The organism is Lentibacillus songyuanensis, from assembly GCF_039548255.1.
Lineage (GTDB): Bacteria > Bacillota > Bacilli > Bacillales > Amphibacillaceae > Lentibacillus_C > Lentibacillus_C songyuanensis.
Genome location: NZ_JBCLVH010000002.1, coordinates 272,401 through 292,095 on the forward strand (window position 1 = coordinate 272,401; position 19,695 = coordinate 292,095).

At 41.0% G+C, this 19,695-nt stretch carries 18 protein-coding genes; 7 read left to right on the top strand and 11 right to left on the bottom strand.

What is annotated here, in order from left to right; all coding sequences use genetic code 11:
* Positions 1–272: 272 nt before the first annotated feature.
* Complete coding sequence (locus tag WMZ97_RS03375) at positions 273–1,481, bottom strand: NAD(P)/FAD-dependent oxidoreductase (RefSeq protein ID WP_343270646.1); 1,209 nt, start codon at positions 1,479–1,481, stop codon at positions 273–275.
* A 199-nt stretch (positions 1,482–1,680) separates the two neighbouring features.
* Between WMZ97_RS03375 and WMZ97_RS03380 the strand changes: the two genes are divergently transcribed.
* Positions 1,681–2,352 (top strand): DNA-3-methyladenine glycosylase family protein, encoded by a 672-nt coding sequence (locus WMZ97_RS03380; RefSeq protein ID WP_343270647.1) that lies wholly within the window; start codon positions 1,681–1,683, stop codon positions 2,350–2,352.
* 24 nt (positions 2,353–2,376) lie between these two features.
* Here the strand turns inward: WMZ97_RS03380 and WMZ97_RS03385 are convergent, their stop codons facing one another.
* The gene (locus WMZ97_RS03385) at positions 2,377–3,078 is read right to left on the bottom strand and encodes an SDR family oxidoreductase (protein WP_343270648.1); all 702 of its coding nucleotides are present in this window, start codon (positions 3,076–3,078) and stop codon (positions 2,377–2,379) included.
* Positions 3,079–3,213: 135 nt separating this feature from the next.
* Here WMZ97_RS03385 and WMZ97_RS03390 point away from each other — a divergent pair, with 135 nt between their 5' ends.
* Together WMZ97_RS03390 and WMZ97_RS03395 are read left to right on the top strand one after the other, a co-directional pair.
* Positions 3,214–3,537, top strand: a complete 324-nt coding sequence (locus tag WMZ97_RS03390) for an ArsR/SmtB family transcription factor (protein ID WP_343270649.1) — start codon at positions 3,214–3,216, stop codon at positions 3,535–3,537.
* Between the two features lie 15 nt (positions 3,538–3,552).
* Positions 3,553–4,503, top strand: a complete 951-nt coding sequence (locus WMZ97_RS03395; protein WP_343270650.1) for a cation diffusion facilitator family transporter — start codon at positions 3,553–3,555, stop codon at positions 4,501–4,503.
* A gap of 69 nt (positions 4,504–4,572) precedes the next feature.
* Here WMZ97_RS03395 and WMZ97_RS03400 read toward each other — a convergent pair whose 3' ends face one another.
* The 4 genes from WMZ97_RS03400 to WMZ97_RS03415 all read right to left on the bottom strand — a co-directional run bounded on the left by WMZ97_RS03400 (position 4,573) and on the right by WMZ97_RS03415 (position 8,180).
* Positions 4,573–5,205, bottom strand: a complete 633-nt coding sequence (locus tag WMZ97_RS03400; protein WP_343270651.1) for a YcnI family copper-binding membrane protein — start codon at positions 5,203–5,205, stop codon at positions 4,573–4,575.
* 39 nt (positions 5,206–5,244) lie between these two features.
* On the bottom strand, positions 5,245–6,852 hold the full coding sequence (locus tag WMZ97_RS03405; RefSeq protein ID WP_343270652.1) for a copper resistance protein CopC: 1,608 nt from the start codon (positions 6,850–6,852) through the stop codon (positions 5,245–5,247).
* Between the two features lie 333 nt (positions 6,853–7,185).
* Positions 7,186–7,578, bottom strand: a complete 393-nt coding sequence (locus tag WMZ97_RS03410) for a FixH family protein (protein ID WP_343270653.1) — start codon at positions 7,576–7,578, stop codon at positions 7,186–7,188.
* Positions 7,579–7,589: 11 nt separating this feature from the next.
* A complete protein-coding gene (locus WMZ97_RS03415) occupies positions 7,590–8,180 on the bottom strand; it encodes a DeoR family transcriptional regulator (RefSeq protein WP_343270654.1) in 591 nt (196 codons plus the stop codon).
* A 565-nt stretch (positions 8,181–8,745) separates the two neighbouring features.
* Between WMZ97_RS03415 and uraA the strand changes: the two genes are divergently transcribed.
* Entirely contained in the window at positions 8,746–10,026 is a 1,281-nt protein-coding gene (gene uraA / locus WMZ97_RS03420; protein ID WP_343270655.1) for a uracil permease, read from the top strand.
* 181 nt (positions 10,027–10,207) lie between these two features.
* Here uraA and WMZ97_RS03425 read toward each other — a convergent pair whose 3' ends face one another.
* Positions 10,208–12,343, bottom strand: coding sequence for a type IA DNA topoisomerase (locus WMZ97_RS03425; protein ID WP_343270656.1), 2,136 nt, complete (start codon positions 12,341–12,343; stop codon positions 10,208–10,210).
* Between the two features lie 86 nt (positions 12,344–12,429).
* On the opposite strand from WMZ97_RS03425, the gene WMZ97_RS03430 reads away from it, so the two are divergent.
* Positions 12,430–12,609: a hypothetical protein gene (locus WMZ97_RS03430; RefSeq protein ID WP_343270657.1), complete on the top strand. Its 180-nt coding sequence runs from the start codon at positions 12,430–12,432 to the stop codon at positions 12,607–12,609.
* A gap of 201 nt (positions 12,610–12,810) precedes the next feature.
* On the opposite strand, the gene WMZ97_RS03435 is transcribed toward WMZ97_RS03430, so the two are convergent.
* Complete coding sequence (locus WMZ97_RS03435) at positions 12,811–13,449, bottom strand: hypothetical protein (protein ID WP_343270658.1); 639 nt, start codon at positions 13,447–13,449, stop codon at positions 12,811–12,813.
* Positions 13,450–13,757: 308 nt separating this feature from the next.
* On the opposite strand from WMZ97_RS03435, the gene WMZ97_RS03440 reads away from it, so the two are divergent.
* Positions 13,758–14,072, top strand: a complete 315-nt coding sequence (locus tag WMZ97_RS03440) for a hypothetical protein (protein ID WP_343270659.1) — start codon at positions 13,758–13,760, stop codon at positions 14,070–14,072.
* Positions 14,073–14,164: 92 nt separating this feature from the next.
* Here the strand turns inward: WMZ97_RS03440 and dacB are convergent, their stop codons facing one another.
* The 3 genes from dacB to WMZ97_RS03455 all read right to left on the bottom strand — a co-directional run bounded on the left by dacB (position 14,165) and on the right by WMZ97_RS03455 (position 18,631).
* On the bottom strand, positions 14,165–15,565 hold the full coding sequence (gene dacB, locus WMZ97_RS03445; RefSeq protein ID WP_343270660.1) for a D-alanyl-D-alanine carboxypeptidase/D-alanyl-D-alanine endopeptidase: 1,401 nt from the start codon (positions 15,563–15,565) through the stop codon (positions 14,165–14,167).
* Between the two features lie 573 nt (positions 15,566–16,138).
* A complete protein-coding gene (locus tag WMZ97_RS03450) occupies positions 16,139–17,854 on the bottom strand; it encodes a GMC family oxidoreductase (RefSeq protein WP_343270661.1) in 1,716 nt (571 codons plus the stop codon).
* A 24-nt stretch (positions 17,855–17,878) separates the two neighbouring features.
* The gene (locus WMZ97_RS03455) at positions 17,879–18,631 is read right to left on the bottom strand and encodes a gluconate 2-dehydrogenase subunit 3 family protein (protein WP_343270662.1); all 753 of its coding nucleotides are present in this window, start codon (positions 18,629–18,631) and stop codon (positions 17,879–17,881) included.
* A 312-nt stretch (positions 18,632–18,943) separates the two neighbouring features.
* Between WMZ97_RS03455 and WMZ97_RS03460 the strand changes: the two genes are divergently transcribed.
* Complete coding sequence (locus WMZ97_RS03460; RefSeq protein WP_343270663.1) at positions 18,944–19,627, top strand: hypothetical protein; 684 nt, start codon at positions 18,944–18,946, stop codon at positions 19,625–19,627.
* The last annotated feature ends 68 nt before the right edge of the window (positions 19,628–19,695 follow it).

Genomic DNA, 19,695 nt, shown 5'->3' on the forward strand with positions numbered 1-19,695 from the left:
TGTATCTTTTATCCCCAAACCTATCATGCCTCTTTTGCCAAAAAAATACCAATGTTATGCTTTAATTTTAAAAGAACTCCTTACCGTGGTAAGAAGTTCTTTAAAGTGGTGATATTTATATTAATTAGCGAAAATCACGTGAATTTTCCATACTTCGGCTCGCTAAGGCATATCCAACGATGGACGCCATTGCAGCTAAAAGAAAATATAATGTACCTTTTTTCATTATTTTGACCTCCCCTTTATGGTTCTTCTTCCAACGGCGTGACTACTTAAAATGGACGTACCTTCCCTTTTTTAAGAAGTAATTTTACTCCGCCTTGCAAGAACAATGAACGATTATCAACTACCTTCTTCATTGTTGCAGCAGATTTACCAAATAATTTTGTACCTGAGAATACAGTTCCCATGGCATCGGTTACTCCAAGTGATGCAACTGTTCCTTTATCATCGAACTCAAAGTTAGTTAACGGTTCATTGTGAAGCAGGGCTTTTATATTGTTGGCACAAGTTGTTCCATGTTGTATTGCTGCTTGTGCAGTAGGCGGGAATGGACGTCCTTCTTTCTCATTCATAACCCATGCACAGTCCCCAATAATGAAAATGTTATCTGTACCAGGAGCACGTAAATCACCATTTACTGTTACTTTACCTTTCGTAAGCTCAAAACCGGATTTTGCGAGGATCGGGTTCCCAGTAACCCCACCTGTCCAAACGATTGTACCTGCTTTGATTTCCTCATTGTCATCGCCAACAATAAAGCAATCTTTTTTGCATTCCTTAATAGCGGTACCCTCACGAAATTCCACGCCACGCTCCTGCAATGACTTTTTCGCGTAGGCAACCAAGTCTTTATCAAAGCCAGGCATAATAGATGGCATAGCTTCCACATTAATGATGCGAACCTTGCTGCGGTCAATATCATATTTCTTGCATAGTTGTGGTACACGTTCAACAAGTTCACCAGCATATTCAATACCAGTGAATCCGCCACCGCCAACCAGGATGGTTAAGCTATCCTCATTTTGTTCTTCTCCATTCTTATATTGAGCGAATTGGTATTCCATGTGCTCGCGGATCAATTGGCAAGAATCAATATCCTGAATAAAGAAAGCGTTTTCTTCCATACCCTTAATTCCGAACGTATTGGTTACAAAGCCAAGTGAAATTACCAAGTAATCATAGGATATTTCACTGTTTTCCAGTACAACAAGATTTTCATCCTGTTTCACTTCAACCACAGCATCATAAATTAAACGCACACGGTTTGGATTAAGCACATCGCTGATCATAAAACGCGCTTGGTTATGATTAATAGTTCCCGCAGCTACTTCATGTAACCAGGTCGTTTCATAATGATAATTGTGTTTATTGACGAGAACAATCTCTGCTTCGTCAACCCCAAGATTTTGCGTTAATTTTTTTGTTGTCATCATACCCGCATAGCCTGCACCAAGGACAACAATTTTTGGTTTGTTCATATACATGTCCACCTTTCATTTTCATATATTTGCAATAGAATATATAATTACAAACTATATATGTAACAATATAATCCATCATATCAAAGTTTTTGTATTTAAGCTAATAAAATTATATGCTAATAAATAGGAATAACGATCCAGTTGATATGCTTGTGAATTCAACATATTTTAGTCCCGTTTCGAATGGAGGATGACGATGGAAAAACTACGGATTACAGCCAACGACCCAGCAGTTGCTGATCTATGCCAAAAGGATCCCACCATAGGGAAATTAATCACCATTATCGGCGATTTGGAAATTGAATTACGGCCAAACTATTTTCAATCATTGGTACGGTCAATGATTGGACAGCAGATTTCCGTTGCAGCGGCCAATGCTATCTATGATCGGCTTGATACACAAATGAATCACCACATTACTGCTGAAAAATTGCTATCAGCTGATGATTCAACGCTTCGGTCCATCGGTTTATCTGGAAGGAAAATTATCTATTTACGTGATCTTGCACAAAAGGTTGAAAACACAGAACTTGATCTTACAGCGATAGAAACCCAAGATAACAGCCAAATCTTAAAAAAACTCACGAGTATTAAAGGGATAGGTAAATGGACTGCTGAAATGTTTTTAATCTTTTCTCTTGGAAGAATGAACGTGTTATCGCTCGATGATATTGGAATCCAACGTGGCGCAAAGTGGCTTTACCAAGTGGACAAGACCTATCGTAGACAAATTTTGGTGGACAAGGCAGCTTTATGGGATCCTCACTTTTCCATCGCCTCGTTTTATTTATGGGAAGTTGTTCACCTTAATTTTGAAAAACGTTATCCCGCGATTAACGCTATCGTGGACACTCCCTCATCACCTTAATCCATTGATGAGGGACCGTCTCCATTAAACAGGACGCACTATGATTTCGTTCACATTCACATAGTTAGGCTGTTTCAGCGCATATACAATTGCCCGGGCAATATCATCAGGTTCCAATGGCTTTCGCTCAGCTGCGTCACCTGAGAAAATTTCAGTATTTACCATTCCTGGGGAAATATTCGTAACCCGTACGCCAGTCTTTGCCAATTCTTTTTCCATACTCATGGACAGTGCTCGTACAGCATATTTAGTTGCACTATAGACCGCACTCGTTTTTGTGACTTCGTGACCGGAAACGGAAGAAATGTTAATAATATGACCTTCCGAGCGTTTAAGCATGTTCGGCAATACAGCATGGATACCATACAATACGCCTTTTATGTTTACGTCAATCATTGTTTCCCAAGCCTCCACATCACCAGCTCGTAAGCTCCCTGACAAAACAGCCCCAGCATTATTAACGTAGATATCAATGTTCCCAAATGTGTCCTTTGCTTTTGCAACAAGGGCGCTGACATCACCTTGGTTGGATACGTCGGTCACAACCGGGATCGCTTGTGCTTTACCCTGTTCATTGATTAATTTCACGATGCGCTCCAATTTATCCTGACGTCGTGCAGCTAACACAACATTGACCCCTTCATTTGCCAGATATTTAGCAGTCGCCGCACCGATTCCACTGCTCGCTCCAGTCACGATTGCTGTTTTCTCATTTAGATTGTTCATTATATTACCTCCATTCTTCATTACAATTTCTATTATGTTATTTAGCTTTGACAAAGGGAAGTAACTTGCATACAACATCATTATATGAGAATATATTCATATATTGATTTTAAAAGACAAAAGTGAGGGAATGCTATGGATAAATCGAAAGTGGGAAAAGAAAAATATATTGATCTTGATGAAGAAACATTATTCATTGTATCGCAGACATTCAAAGCATTGGGTGATCCCACACGGATTCGCATCCTCCATTTGCTGTTTCATAAACCATACTCGGTTAACGAGATTGCCAGCAGTCTGCACCTAAGACAGTCAACCGTATCCCACCAGCTGCGCTTTTTGAAGAATTTGCGACTTGTAACCTTCCAAAGAGAAGGAACAACATTGTACTATTCCCACGACGATGAACATGTAATGGATATACTCAAACAAACCATTGAACATGCTTCTCACAATTAGATTGGAGGTTTGACAATGGGACATGACCACAGCCATGATCATACACATGGTGCCAATAAAAAAGCATTAACGATCAGTTTTATCATTACTGCTGCCTACATGATTATGGAAGCAATTGGCGGATATCTTACCAATAGTCTGGCATTATTATCGGATGCCGGACATATGCTAAGCGATGCAATCTCACTAGGTGTCGGAGTTCTCGCCTTCATCATGGGTGAAAAAATGGCCAACTATAGCAAAACATACGGTTATAAGCGTTTTGAAATATTAGCTGCATTGTTCAATGGCGCTACACTAGTTGTTATCGCGATTTATGTGTTCTATGAGGCCTATCAGCGGTTCTCTTCTCCTGCTGGTGTTGCATCTACAGGCATGCTAATTATTGCCGTTATCGGTCTTTTGGTAAATGTTCTTGTTGCCTGGATATTGATGCGTGGCGATACAGAGGAGAATTTAAATTTACGTGCCGCATTTCTGCACGTCCTGGGTGATTTGCTCGGATCTGTTGGCGCGATTATTGCAGCACTTTTGATTATGTTCTTCCAATGGCAGTGGGCCGACCCGCTTGCAAGCATTCTTGTCGCAGTGCTCATCTTAATCAGTGGTTTTCGTGTTGCCAAGGATGCGGCCCATGTTCTCATGGAAGGCACACCAAAGAACATTGAACTGAATGACATTATTGCGACGATAGAGAACGTACAAGGTATTAACAGCATTCATGATTTGCACGTTTGGAGTATTACCAGCGGGCAGAATGCTTTGTCCTGTCACGCAGTCGTTAATGGTTATCTAACCGTTCAGGAAAGCCAGACATTACTAAGAGCGATTGAACACAAGTTAAAGGCTAAAGAAATTGGCCATGTTACCATCCAATTGGAAAACGATACGCATCCACACAAGGAATCGCTCATGTGTAATTATCATCACGAGATGCACCACCATGAACATCAGCATGAAAGGTGACAGTTCCTATGGAACTGTCACCTTTATTCATTATATGGAGATGAAATCAAATAATAACCAAAATTTCATTTATACCCGTTTACGGAAAAGACTGATTAATGCAAGCAGTATCGCTACTACTGCAAGAGTCGTCGGCAGCCAGCCACCGGTTCCAGATGTAGAACTGCTATCATCGGATTCATCCGATTCCTTTGTATCCGCTGTTGCATTATCGTCATGTTCTGCAACAGCATCACCTTTGACAACCTTTGTTACCGAAGCTGGTTCATCAGCATCTGGCGGGCCGTCCCAATCTACAACCGAACCATCGTCATAGGTCTGATGCGCTTCCCAGCTAAATTCTCCAGGCTCATCAGGATTTGCACCGATAAACGCAAACTCGATAAATTCATTTGGTCCAATTCCTTTATCCTTTGCCGTCCACGTAACTTTTGAGATCATATCATTTTCATCTTTATCCAGTTTGTATTTCCATCCTTCCATCGGCAATACGGAAACAAGATTTACCCCTTCTGGAACGACCAATTCAACCTTTGTAGTATTCGCATCTTTTTCCACTGGAATCCTTACGGTGTATTTCTCATACGCATTAGTCGAACTTTCCCCAGGATGTACGGTTACATGTGCTTCTGCAATAGGTGCCGCAACTAGCAAGAAGAAAATTGCCATTAACGGCACAAACCATTTTTTCTTGTTCATCATTTGTAAAACCTCCAATAATAATATGAATTCATTTACTTGTTACCCATTACCAGTTCCTGCAACAAATATGTCATCGTCCGTCCACTCGATTTTTTCACCACCTTGATATGTTGCACGGATATCCAGACGCCACGTTCCCGACATAGATAATGGCAATTCTACTTGATATTTACCAGACTTCCCCTTTTTGGCTTCTAGCGGTCCAGATGTCATTCCATGATCCGGCATCGAAGCTTCAACCATTACTGCATCCGGTACGTCACCATTTACCTCAGGAATGTCTACCGTCATTTTTTGATCGCCCATCTGTAACTTACCAATATATACTTCTGCTTTTGCCTGACCATCCTTCAACGTTGTATCATAGGGTTTGACCGCAACCGGGTATGCAGTTTGACTCATCCACACACCCAATAAGATGATAATCAAACCAGCAATCCATTCCACACGAACATGTCGTGATGTGGTGAAGTTCTTCCGTTTTTTCCATTTAAGTGTTTGGTATAATGCCAAACAAATCATGAGCATTGTCAGGATGATTTTAAATAGTAATAACGTACTCCATCTCATCCAGTCGGTAATGACAGCCGTCCAACCGGTTTGGAGAAATACCATGATCACGCCAGAAATAACAACCAGAATGGAAGCGACCATCATTTTGTTGACAAAAAATGGCCGGAATTCTCTCCATGCAATATCTTGACTATGTTTTTTTTGCCAACGGACAAGTAATATAACATACGCAAGTGCACCAAGCCAAAACGCCAGTGACAACAGGTGAACAATTCGCGGAATAACAGCAAGCGCCGGGCTTTCCATACCCCAGACATGCCCGCCAAAAGCTGGTATGATAGCCAGAGCAAACCACATAAACAAACGCCAGCCATAAACCATTCCTGGTATTAGCAACATAATTAAAGCAACCAATTGAGCAAACAACATGAGCACAAACGGAAAGTCAAGTAATAAATCCCACCGCCCTTTGAATACTGTTTGAATCAAACCTGGTGGCAATGAAGTTGCATAGGCCGCCAGTTCAGCAATCGTTCCCAAAACAAGAACAATGGCGCCGATACGTCTCCCCCGCTTAACAAGTACCTCAAGGCTTGGGAAATGACGTCTTTCAGCCAACCAGCCAAACCAAAACAGACCCGCCCCCAATAGTAACAAGCCTTCCCCAACTGTACGGGCGGCAATTAAAAGACCTTCCTTATCCCCGGAAGCTGCGATTGACTTCGCTCCACCTGCTGTCGCCTTACCAACAGCAAATGAATAAGAACCGGCAACCGGATGACCATCCAATGATACAACATTCCATTGAACCGTATACGTTCCCTGTTTTAGCTTTGGAAGCGTAAACTCAAGCAGCGGGGCTCTTTTTGGTCCCTTTTCGTCTGGGTTACCAGTAAAGACTGGTTTTGCATTCCAATCATAAATAGTTACCGTAGCCAAATCTTTTTCGATCGGTTCATTAAAACGCAACTTTAAGGTGGACGGAGATTTGTCTGTCACTACTTTTTCAGCTGGCGTTTTTTCCAGCAGCGTTGAATGTGCCTCCGCCGTTGGGGTATAGGAAAAGACAAGCCAGACTCCAACAAATAAAGCTACTACCTTTACGCACCAACTAAACACATTACTTTGTAACAAACCACCTTTTGTACGATCGATTGTAATCACCTCCCATAAAGTAAAAATTCATTAAGTAGGGTTTCTAGCAGAAACAGACGTTCCAGGCCATGCTCGAACAAAATCGGACCTTTATCATGCGGTTAACTACCACTTATCTTTTTTGATTGAACGCTAACCCTTAGAGTGGAATTAAATCATTTTTAAAAAATATAACTAGCATCCTAACATGGCTTATAGAGTTCACTCGCTTTATTCCCTGAATAAAGAATATTCGCGTTAGATTCCATAACAGTTGTCTGCTCCCGCGTGAACCATAGACAATATATCCGCTTTTCACATACTTTCACATGATTACTTTTCAACTACCATAGACTTTTTCGGCATCGTATGCAGGCCTTCCGCATCAATGTGGGAATACATTTCGTATTCGCCTGGTTTTTCAAATGTAATCTCGGCCGTATACGTACCGTCCTGATTGTTTTTTGCGTCAACCTTGGTGGAGTCGTCCTCTTTATCCTTTTCCCAGTATTCAAAAACGACCTTGTCAGCATCCGTTTCTTTTTCTCCACCGTAGGTTACCGTTACCTTAAATTCCACTGGTTCCCCAACCTTTGCTGTTGCCGGAACTGAAAAATCTGGGTCTAGCATCTTCACCTCATCTGAATCACTGCTGTCTTCATCATTGCTGCACGCTGCAAGTATGACCATAGCCAATAGCACCATCATCAAAACAAACTTTTTCATCGGTTTTCCTCCTATTCACTATGGTGACATTGAGATGGATTATCTCCTGTCATCCGTTGAAACACATGCTCTTTCGCTTCCTGAAATGAGTAAATGACCCCACCAAAGCCAGTGACAAAACGTTTGGCATGTTCGTTCCACTCAAATGGTAAAACTTGTGGTTGACAGCAGCCGATTTGAATGGTCGAATCCATGACATACCAGGCTTTTGATGCACTGATAATCGTTTGTGTTAAGAAATCAGGGCATATTGCCTGCATTACGTCATCGCCCAGTTGGTGGTGACGCAACAGACCACAGTGCGCACAGCATGCCTCTTCCATTTGCTGATTGACAAGAATCAGCCGATAAACTAATCGTTCACTTAATTGCCGGCTACAGAATACACAAGAATTTGGATAAGCGCTGTTCATTGGCTGTTCATTCGCCAATGTAATACCGCCAAATGTTTTTATTACCCGTCCTTCGTCAATTAACGGCTTGATATCGCGATGCACCGTCATTTCAGATACCCCAAGCAACTCACTTAATTCTGCAATCTTCAAGTATTGCTTCTCTTTTATTAGCGATTGAATTCGTTTTTGCCGTTCTATCGGTAACACCCACACCCCTCCATCCATGAAAATTTGTAACAATTTCAAACAAACTCTAACAACATAAATGTACCAATAACATCATTGTGAAGCAATGGATATTGTGTGAACGAAACATGAATTTTTTTCGAATGGTAATCGAATAACTGCTTACATATTTACAAACAGGATTTTGGTCCTTGCACCTTTCTATTTATCATTTTTATCAAGTTAACGTACGAGTGACAATAATGGATCATTTTTATCAAAAATCAATTAACTATCACATACGTTACCACTCTCTTATCAAATTAGCAGAAACAAGTGTAGAAACTTCTATTTAAAAAAGTGATTGACAGATCAATCCAATATTGTAATAATATATTCAATAAGTTTATACGGTTACCTTTAATTCAGTCCTGTGAGGCTGACAAGGTGCAACAGATTCAGATCTGTTGGTTGAATAAAATGGAGGATCATCTGCGTTCATTTTATCTGCTTTTAACACCTTGTCCGGAATAGGCAAGGTGTTTTTGTTATCGTCATTCATACCCATGGTAACCGGTAAACCGAATAGAAAGAGGGAGAGAGAAGAATGACACAGAGAGAAGTACAAGTTCACGAGCGTTTACCTTTTTTGCAAAGTTTACCACTAGGTATTCAGCATTTATTCGCGATGTTTGGATCCAACGTTCTGGTACCGGTCTTATTTGGAGTTGACCCGGCGACCATTCTATTAATGAATGGAGTTGGAACCATCATCTACATTTTGATCACAAGAGGGAAGATTCCCGCTTATCTCGGATCAAGCTTTGCTTTTATATCACCCGTTTTTGTTGTATTGAACCACTATGCTGGTGGAGCTGGCTACGCTTATGTTCTTGGCGGGTTCCTGATCGTAGGTATTATACTATGTCTTGTGGGATTATTAGTTAAATTTATTGGAACAGCTTGGATAGATATCATTTTCCCACCAGCTGCAATGGGAGCAATCGTTGCCGTTATTGGTCTGGAACTTGTCCCAACAGCAACCGAAATGGCTGGATGGATTGCACCAGCAGATGCCGGTGCGGACTGGAAATTGGATCCGAAAGTTGCCATTGTGGCATTATTAACCCTAATCATTACGATTATTTGCTGGGTGACATTACGTGGTTTCTTAAAAATCATCCCGATTCTAATTGGAATTATTGCTGGATACATCATTGCCTATGCTTTCGGCTTGGTTGATTTTACAAAAGTTGCAGAAGCCCACTGGATCTCCAAACCGACCTTTTATCAAATGAAGATTGACTGGTCAGCCATCTTCGTTATTTTGCCGGCAGCACTCGTCATTATTCCAGAGCATATTGGCCATTTATTTGTCACTGGGAACATTGTCAAAAGCGATTTAACAAAAGATCCTGGTCTTGATCGTTCCTTATTCGGAAACGGGATTTCAACGATTATTTCCAGCTTTATCGGTTCGACACCAAACACAACATATGGTGAAAACATTGGCGTCTTGGCTATCACACGTGTGTACTCGACATGGATTATCGGTCTTGCGGCAGTATTTTCTATAATTCTATCGTTTTGCGGTAAGTTAGCTGCCCTCATATCATCTATACCTTCCCCGGTCATGGGAGGGATTTCTTTATTACTATTTGGAATTATAGCCGCTAGCGGTATTCGTATGTTAGTGGAAGCAAACGTAGATTATAGCCGTTCGCAAAATTTAATCCTGACCTGTGTAGTACTCGTCATTGGCATCAGCAGTGTTACCGTAAAACTTGGATCGGTAGAATTAACCGGGATGGGATTAGCGACGATTGTGGCGATTATCCTTGGATTATTATTTCGATTGTTTGATGTGTTAAAGCTGTCAAACGAGTGAACATTCAATAGCAGAGAAATTCACCTAAAGAGTCGTCCTTTTCTACGGACTGCTCTTTAGGTGAATATCACAAAATGAAATTTCATTAGGTGGGGGCCTTTCTCCCCCACCTATCTTTTTTAATTCCACCTCAAATTCTTGATGTGGGGGTCCTACTGTTCGTTAAGGCGGGGTAAACAATCTATTTTTCAAAATCCATCCTCCAGTTGTAATAAGGATTATCCGGATTTTTCTCGTACTGTAAGTAGGCATTAAACTTTTTCCCTTTCTTACTGGTTAATCCTTTTACATATGCTCGCCTTTGTTTTAGCAGTTGTTTGACCATCGTTTTTGTTGGCTTCTTTTTCATCGTTTGCAGGTATTTATCATTTTTCCAAATCACAAATTTACAACCACTTTTCCAATTGCTGCAGCCAAATCCTTTTTTACCCTCGATAATCTTACCGCCACATTCCGGACATGTACCAAGCACTTCAGCTGTTTTTGGAGCCGAAGATAATTCATTAATAACGACATCCTGATCTGCTTTAATGGTTGTGACCGATTCGTTGGTAAACCCAAAGATAACCTGCAGAAAGTCCTGTTTCTTCACTTTCCCTTTTTGAATATCGGCCAACGTTTTTTCGAGCCGTCCCGTAAATTCCAGGTCAAACAGATCTTTCACTGGAAATGTCTCGACAAGCTTTCGCCCTAAGATTGTGCATGACAAGTTTTTTCCTTTCCCGGCAATATAACCGACATCCTTCAATTTTTTAATTGTTTCCGCTCTTGTTGCTGGAGTACCAATACTAAAGCCAGTTAAAATTTCGGCCACTTCCTCATCTCCAAAACTTTTCCCGCACGTTTCCATCACACGCAATAGCGTTTTCTCGGTATGCTGCTTTGGCGGTTTGGTGACATGACTAGTAACCTTAGCATCTAGCAAACTTACTTGTTCATTTATGTTCACATGTGGCAATAGATTTTCCTTCGATTGAACGTTCTCTACCTTTTTCCATCCTTCAACAAGCTGGACTCTTCCCTTGGATGCAAAATACCCGTTAGCCGATTCTATTTTGGTTGTTAATCTCGTTTCTTCATATTCGGCAACTGGCATAAACTGCATAATGAAACGATTCTTAATAGCCGTGTACACGATTTGTTCATCACTGGATAACCGTTTTGGTTTGACATACGTTGGCGTAATCGCACTATGGCTTTCCACTTTGGTATTGTTAAAAACGCGCTTGGATTTGTGAAATTTTATCTCATCTTTATACGGTAAATCTTCTATTAACGTTTTTAGAACCTTCGCTGTTTTGTCAACAAGACTTTCCTCTAATGCAATACTTGAAGTCCGTGGATAGGTAATATATTTTTTCTCATACAGGCCTTGAGCCACTTTCAATACCTTATCGGATGTCCAGCCCTGAAATTTGTTCGTGATGTATCCCTGTAAATTAGACAAATTAAATAATAATGGGGCAAATTCCTTTTTCTTTTCGACTTGTTTGTCAGTAATTATCCCCTGCTTGCCCTGAATCTGTTGCTGGATTTGTTCCAGATGTACTTTATCTTTAAATTTTTCCTGTTTTTCCTCTATATATGTTCCGTCGTATGCTTGGTTGTTTGCTAGTTGAAATGTAGCATTTAACTTAAAATAGTCCTCAGGCTTGAAGGTTTCAATCTCCTTATCCCGGTCATAAATGATTTTCAACGTGGGCAAGAGTACCCGGCCAATATTTAGCGCCTTCCCTCTCCCCTTCTGATATTTTAGTGTAGCAACTGACGTCAAATTTATGCCAATCACCCAATCCGCCCATTGTCTGGATACTCCGGCATTTAGTAATGGTCTTAGTGTTTCATTTGGTTGTAATGTTTCGAGTCCCTGAAGCACCTCATCCCGCGTCCATTCGTTTAGTAATAAACGGTATACCGGCTTTTGCAGTTTGGCCCGGTAAATAATGCTATCACCGATAACCTGCCCCTCCCGATCGTAATCACATGCGGAAATAAACATGTCAACATCGTTCCGCTGCATTAAACGGTGAATAATCTTTAATTGCTTCGCCGCTCCAGGATCCACGTGTTGCCGGTTTTTTGGATCTCCTTTCACTTTATATTTAAATTGCCCGGGAATAAATGGGAAATTATCCAGCTGCCATCGCGCCATTTTACTGTCATAGTCTTTGGCATCATAGAGTTGAACCAAATGGCCAAACGCCCACGTGATGATGTAATTTGTTCCTTCAAAATACCCATCATATTTATTTTTAATATTTAATGCATCCGCAATGTTTTTCGCAACAGACGGCTTTTCGGCTAAAATTAATTGCATGTATACCACCACCTTCTTTACGTATTACTATCATAATCTGCAGGAATTTGGCAAAGAATAATAAGACTGGAACTGGAGGGATACTTATGGATCAGGAAAAGCCTAAAAGGAATAAACAAACGGAGAAATATGAAGATGTCGTTGCTCCCGGAATGGATGAAGAGGATTCATTTGGTGAAGATGCTACCCAATCTGAAATCAAGCGAGATGAGTCAACAAAAGTAACCAGAATGATTTATGATGAATATGACCCAAGTGAACCGTAACATCATTATCTTACTATAACATGTTGTGTGGGACAAGCTTATTTCACTGCTTGCCCCTTTTTTATCTGTTATGACAGTGGAAATAAAGTAAATAATTAGCCCGTTACGTTTTTAAATGCATTTTGAATGTATAATAAACCAATGGAACAGCCGGATCTACTTTTCATCCGGCTGTTGTCCTGTAATGATCCTATTCATCCTCTACCAGTAAAACCCATGTCTTATTGGGATCCACATATAATGAGGTATAACTGCTCGTGGATGGCCATATATTCGTTGTCCTTGACCCCCGTCTGGACCAAACATGCCCTGAGGTACAGGCATTCCTTGCCCTTGATTTCCTTGTTGTTGTCCTTGGTTTCCTCCTTGACCCAGTTGACCTAGGATGTCTTGGGGCGTAGGCATACCATTCTGCCCTTGATCACCTTGCTGTTGCCCTTGGTTTCCTCCCTGACCCAGTTGACCTAGTATATCTTGAGGCGTTGGCATACCTCCTTCCCCTTCGTCGCCACCTTGCTGCTGACCCTGGTTTCCTCCTTGCCCCAATTGACCTAAGATGTCTTGAGGTGTTGGCATACCTCCTTGCCCTTCGTCGTTACCTTGCTGCTCCTGACCGCCTGATTTCCCCTGGCCATTACCCTGTTGACCTTGATCACCAGATGGAGACTGTGAATAATAACAAACAACTGATTGTTTAGAGCCATCTGGCATCGTTATTTCCCCCTGTAAGCCTCCTTGTCCTTGTGATTCATTGCCACCTTCTTGACTTTGTACGGGAAAACAAACCATTGGTCCTTGACGGTATCCCGTAAACGATTGATTATAATTAAAATAAGCCATATCGATCCTCCTTTGTAGATATTGCCTATTTTATTCACTCCAAACTAAAATGGGTGCAAATATGTGTAAATTGGTTCATTCGTCTATAACCAACTAATTAATGACGATTTAAAATTACATTCATGAATATCCCTAAGACAAAGTGCATCCTATTTAAGCTGAAATGGTGCTCTTTGTCCTTTTTTCGATTTACTGACAGTAATTTGATGAATGATAACATATCTTCTTTTATAAATCATACATAACCTGCCACAAAACAGGAAGGCTACATAAAGAGAGCAAATGCTCCAAAAATCGTGGGAGGTTATATGATGACTGATCAAAATCAAAATCAACAACAGAATCAGCAATTGCAACAGGCTTTGCAACAGGCACAGGCAGCACAACAAGCAGTGCAACAAGCACAGGCTAGTGCAAATCCGCAGCAAATGCAACAAGCACAGCAGCAATTGCAGCAAGCACAGCAAGGGTTGCAAAGTGCACAAGCAAGTGCCGGAGCGCAGCAAAACACACAATTACAACAAGCTCAGCAACAAGTACAACAAGCACTGCAGCAAGTACAGCAAGCCGAACAGTCACAAACCCAAGCTACACAACAGCAAGACAATAACAGTTTTCAGTAAATAGCTTGGTTCTAGTATCAGAAAATATCAGGTACAAAACGCTAAACTAGCGCAAAAAAGGGAATCAATTATGATTCCCTTTTTGACATTTTCTATTTTTGTGCGATAATTTCAATGAGCCTATCTTCTATCGCTGGCCCCTTCTCTTCATCCAGAAGATTATTCAACATGATGGAGAAGACAAGCATTGAGCCATCACTTATTTCCACATAACCGGATAACGTACTTACTCCATCAATTGTCCCTGTTTTTGCGTGTACCTTTCCTTGTAAATCCTGCATCCGGTTACGTAATGTGCCACCTGTCATTCGTTTTTCTTCCCCAGCAATTGGCAATGCATCAAAATAAGAAGCAAACCAGTCTTTCTTTTGCACGTGGTATAATAATCTTGTAATTTCATTAGGCGGGATCAAATCAACATGTGAGATTCCTGAACCATCATGAATAACCATAGTGTCTGGATTTAAGCCAATATCGGTTAACGTCTCCTTCATGGCCGCTAATCCTTTTTCCCAGTTCCCTTGCCCATATTCTACTCGTCCCATTTCTTTAACTAGTATTTCAGCATGCGTATTGTTACTTAATTTCATAAACGGGATAAGTAACTTGGACAATGGGGTAGAATGATGAGCAAAAAGCTTCTTTGTTCCACTTGGAATTTTCCCCCTTTTCACATCACCAGTCCACGAAATACCATTCTTTTTCAATGCCTGTTTAAACAGATCTAAAGCATATTGTGTTGGCTCCCATACCGCCATCCATTCTCTAACGTCCGCCGATCCAACCGGCATCGTCCCTTTAATGGTGATCACATTTGCTCCATGCCCCCGTTCAATGGTAATATCCTCTTCTTCTCCCGCTGCAACCGTTTTTGCTTTATTGACCATTTTTACATAATCTGTATCAGGGGTTACTGAAACGACTGGTTTTCTGCCTGCAGCATCCCCCGGTTGAACATCAACAATAACACTCCCTGCATCATAATCATCATCTGGAGAAGCGGTTAAAGCCGAAATTTGCGCACCATAATAATATTGTTCATCACTCCAGATTAGATCTGGTGACAGACGAACCTTGTCATACCAGGAATCGTCGCCGATAATATCTCCGGTGATAGCTTTAACACCCATTTTCCGCAGCTTTTTAGCAAATGAATTAAAATCCTCAGGCAATAAGGTAGGATCCCCTTTCCCCTTTAAATAAAGATTGCCATGAAGCTTATTTCCTTTAATCGGGCCGTTCGATCGTAACTCGGTTGGAAATGTATAATCCTCCCCGAGCACCGACAGCGCAGATGCGGCGGTCAATAATTTCAAATTGGATGCTGGTCGTAATCTTGTGTCTCCAAGATGTTCGTACAACACATCACCAGACCTGGCAGAACGGACACTGATTCCAACCAACGCACCACTCAGGATAGGCTCGTCCCGGATAAATTCATTCAATTTTTCTCCCCATGCTGGCATTTGTTGCCCTTTCGTTTGTTGGGTCATGACACGCATCTCCTTTGCCTTCGATACTGATTTATGGTTTGAAAGTGCAGGTGATGTAAGCAGCATCAAAGTCATAAGAATAATCCCACAAGCACCGAATCTCACATATTTCAATCTGTCACCCCATCTTAGTAAACCTTCTACTAAGTATTTCCACATTTATCATTCAAATTCCTTTTTGGGGACAGTGCCCATATGTGAAAATTGCTTAGCTTAACAGATACACAGTTATGAATGAAACGAATCGTATAAAATGGCTGCCTGAGAGAGAAACGCGATAACGCCGAAAACAATAAACCACGCAAAGGAGCGAAATACATTTGGATTTGAAAGAAGTTTAGAATTGAGTGAAAAAATTGGAGAAAAGAAAAGGCTGCTGAAATCGCCAAGAATCTGTTGAATAAAGATTTAATTAATCGCTAAACATACAGGCTTAACAGAAAGCGAATCAAAAAAATAGAGATGTGAATATCCTCCTAATAAAGCTTCACAACACATCATTGAATAAGTCATCCCTTGTTTGAGATGACTTATTCAGTGCCTGTTTAAAAACCTAGTTTATACCCGCAAGTATTAAGCAAGCATACCACCATTCTTGTTATACTTCAAAATTCCTTCCGCTGCCCGATATGCAAGTGCACCAACCGTACCAGTCGGGTTGTAACCCCCGTTATGCGGAAATGCAGAAGCTCCCACAACAAACACATTCTCCATATCCCACATTTGCAAATAACTATTCACTGCCGATGTATCAGGATCTGCACCCATAATTACCCCGCCAGTATTGTGCGTAGATTGATACGTAGTGATATCATAGGGACCTAACTCATCCATGGAATCAATATGATCAGCACCCATTTCCTTCATAATCTTGCTGCATTTGTTAGCGGTGAATTTTGCCAATTCGCTATCTTGATCCTCAAAGTCGAATGTCATCCGAAGCAGTGGATCACCAAATGTATCTTTATATGTTGGATCAAGATCAAGGTAATGGTGTTTAAACGGCATACTTGCCCCCATTGTACTGACGGATAATGTCTTATTAGCATACTCCAGCGAATTTTTCTTAAACTCTGCTCCCCAGGTTGAAGATCCTTTTGGAATTGGATTGTTCTCAATTGGCCGGGCTCCTGTTTGTGTCAAGGAAAGATACCCACCATGAATAAAGTTCAAATCGGAATGATCAAAATTATCCCCGTTAAAATCATCAATCGTCATTCCCAATGCACCGGCGCCAGCAAAGTTGTTAAATTCCTGATCTTTAAAATAGCCAGTAGCGGCTCCCTTAACAACCTGGTAGGCATAATTTTTTCCAATGACTCCCTTACCGGTAGAGGGATCATATGGACGACCCATATCTGAGTTGAGTAACAGTTTAGCATTATTAAATACATAAGAGGTCACGATAACAATATCCGCAGGTTGCTCGATTTCCTCTCCCGTCGTCAAATCGGTATAAAGCACACCCGTTGCTTTGCCACCCTTATGTAAAATCCGGCGCACCCATGATAACGTTCGCAAATCAAAATTTCCTGTTTTATTCGCTACCGGGATAACGGTAACAACCGGGTCAGCCTTTGCACCATATTCACAGCCAAAACGCTCACAGAACGAACAATACTGACAAGCAGCCCTGGCGATGCCATCTGGATTCGTATAGGGTTCAGACAAATTTGCCGATGGTATAGTATATGGATGATATTTTAATTTTTCCGTTGCCTTTTTAAATAACTCCATCTGTTTTGAATGTTTCATTGGTCCGGTTGGGTACTTGTCCGAACGTTTTCCACCTAGGGGATTTTCTTCACCGGAAATCCCGGCCATTTTCTCAAATTGGTCGAAATACGGTTCTAATTCGTCATAAGTAATTCCCCAGTCCTGTATCGTCATATCAGCCGGTATTTTATCCTTGCCATACCGATCAATAGTTTGACTGCGGATCTCAAAATCATAGGGAAGAAAACGAAATAACTGTCCATTCCAATGGACACCTGCCCCGCCAAGCCCTTCTCCTAACAGAAATGATCCGTATTGGCGCATGGGCAGTGCACGCATTTTTTCATTACTCCGAAACGTTAGCGTCTCCTTGGATAAATCCTGCATTAATTCTTTACGAACTGCATAGCGTAATTCATCATGCACCATGTAATAATCTTCGGTATGTCGTTCCTGCCCTTTTTCAAGTCCAACCACTTTAAGTCCTTTTTTCGTCAGTTCGGAAGCAATAATACCGCCGCCCCAACCAACACCTACAACTACAGCATCGACTTTTGGCATCTTTTTTACCATCTTTCATCCACCTCTTTTCTACAATTACATGTGATCCCTCAGACTGCTAGGTTTTATCTCCTGGAAATCTTTTTCAATAATATCCGTGTAGCCCATTTGATCCCCTGGATAATTGCGCATCTTCCATCCATCCATATCAATGTTCCCTCCATATAATGGATCACTATATAAACCTTCTAGCGTGACTCCTCTTAGTAATTCAAAGAATCCACTGGGGGAAACGGTACTTAACTTCACCTTATCTGACTCAAATTCCTGTAAAATTTCATCCCGCTGATCGTCAGTAATTTCGGTAAAAGCTTTTTTATGTTTTTCCTGGCTATGATTTTCCAATTCGCGTAAACCAATCCGAAAAATTTCTCGTCGTTTTAGTCGTCCTTGATATCCTTGTACTTTTTCCCCATGGTAAAATGGCGGCTCCATGTAATCTCTTGCATTAAATCCGTATGATCCAGCTAATTGATGATCAATATAGTAACCTACACCTAAATCTTTTGCACCGGGTCCCAAATCGTCCTTGGGAAAGATGCGTTCTGTTGCTGCCTCAACCGTTGCGAACTCCGCCTTTGTCAAATACATCAAAGCATGGTTGTAGCTTTTCACTTTTTGACTAGCGGTCTTCTTTTCTTCATCCTTATCGGTTACATGCCATGGAATCATATTACCAATAACACCGCCAACAGCCAATCCGCCAACGGCTATCCCGGAATTTCGCAAAAATCTCCTTCTGGACAAGGCTTCATTTTCCTTATTCTTGTGCTGGTTGTCATCTGTCAACGAAAAAACCTCCTTTCCCGTCATATATTTCGAGTTTATTATGCACCATAAAGTGAAACTTCATTCAATGAGATGCTTTTTCCCCGTTGAGAATAGTGGATCAAAGGCTAAAACGGCAACGTCTTTGTACCCTGCCTCCTGCAGGACTTATCAGAATCGAATTTTTGTCATGCTGTTGACACTGACTTCCCTTTGTTAATTCCTCCTCAACCATAACGTGGGAGTCTTACTGACCGTTAAGTGTGGGATAATTAACCATTCATATATATAAAAAATCGGGGCAATCTATATGTAATATCAACATGGAGGTGGATGATGAAAATACTACAAAAAGGTCCAATCTTGCTATTCATCCTTAGCATAATCCTTATTGTTTCTGCTTGTCAGAATAACAACGATGAGGCTATTGGAGCTGATGAATTAAATAATGGGCAAAACGTAAACGTCAATGATCACAATCAAAGTCATTTAAATGATCCTGATATTATCCCAAGTGAAATTAGTGATAAGACACACACAACAAACAGGGAGGGCACCACCTATTCCGGAATGGGTAACAGTATTTACGGATCTATCGGCAGTTCCGGCATTCACGAAGGTGGTGTATCGTCTTATTTTGAATCCATTTTAAAAGGCCAGGGTATTACCGGAGTTAAAGTGTTTGTTATCGATGATTCGGTAGTATTGGCACGAAATACGGCTGAAACAACAAGTCATGAATATGATAATATGCAAAATGATTTGTTAAGCGCCAACAGAGGAATGTCCGGTCACGGAGAACCTGAAGGAATAAAAAACACGAAGGAAAAAAGCTACGATAACCTTGACCAGGCAAAAGAAGAAATGAATGATATGTTTAATGGGAATGTTAAAATTTTGACTGTCACTGACTCTAAAGCGGTGGATTTGATTGAACGAATTAAGAAAAACATCAAGTCATCATCTTATTCATCAGCTTCCAACGATGTGTTAACTTTATTGAATATGGCAAAATAATGGGAGTCAGCCCTTACCACGTAAATATTTTAAAAGCGTTGGAAGTGGCTGACTCTAAAAATATACCC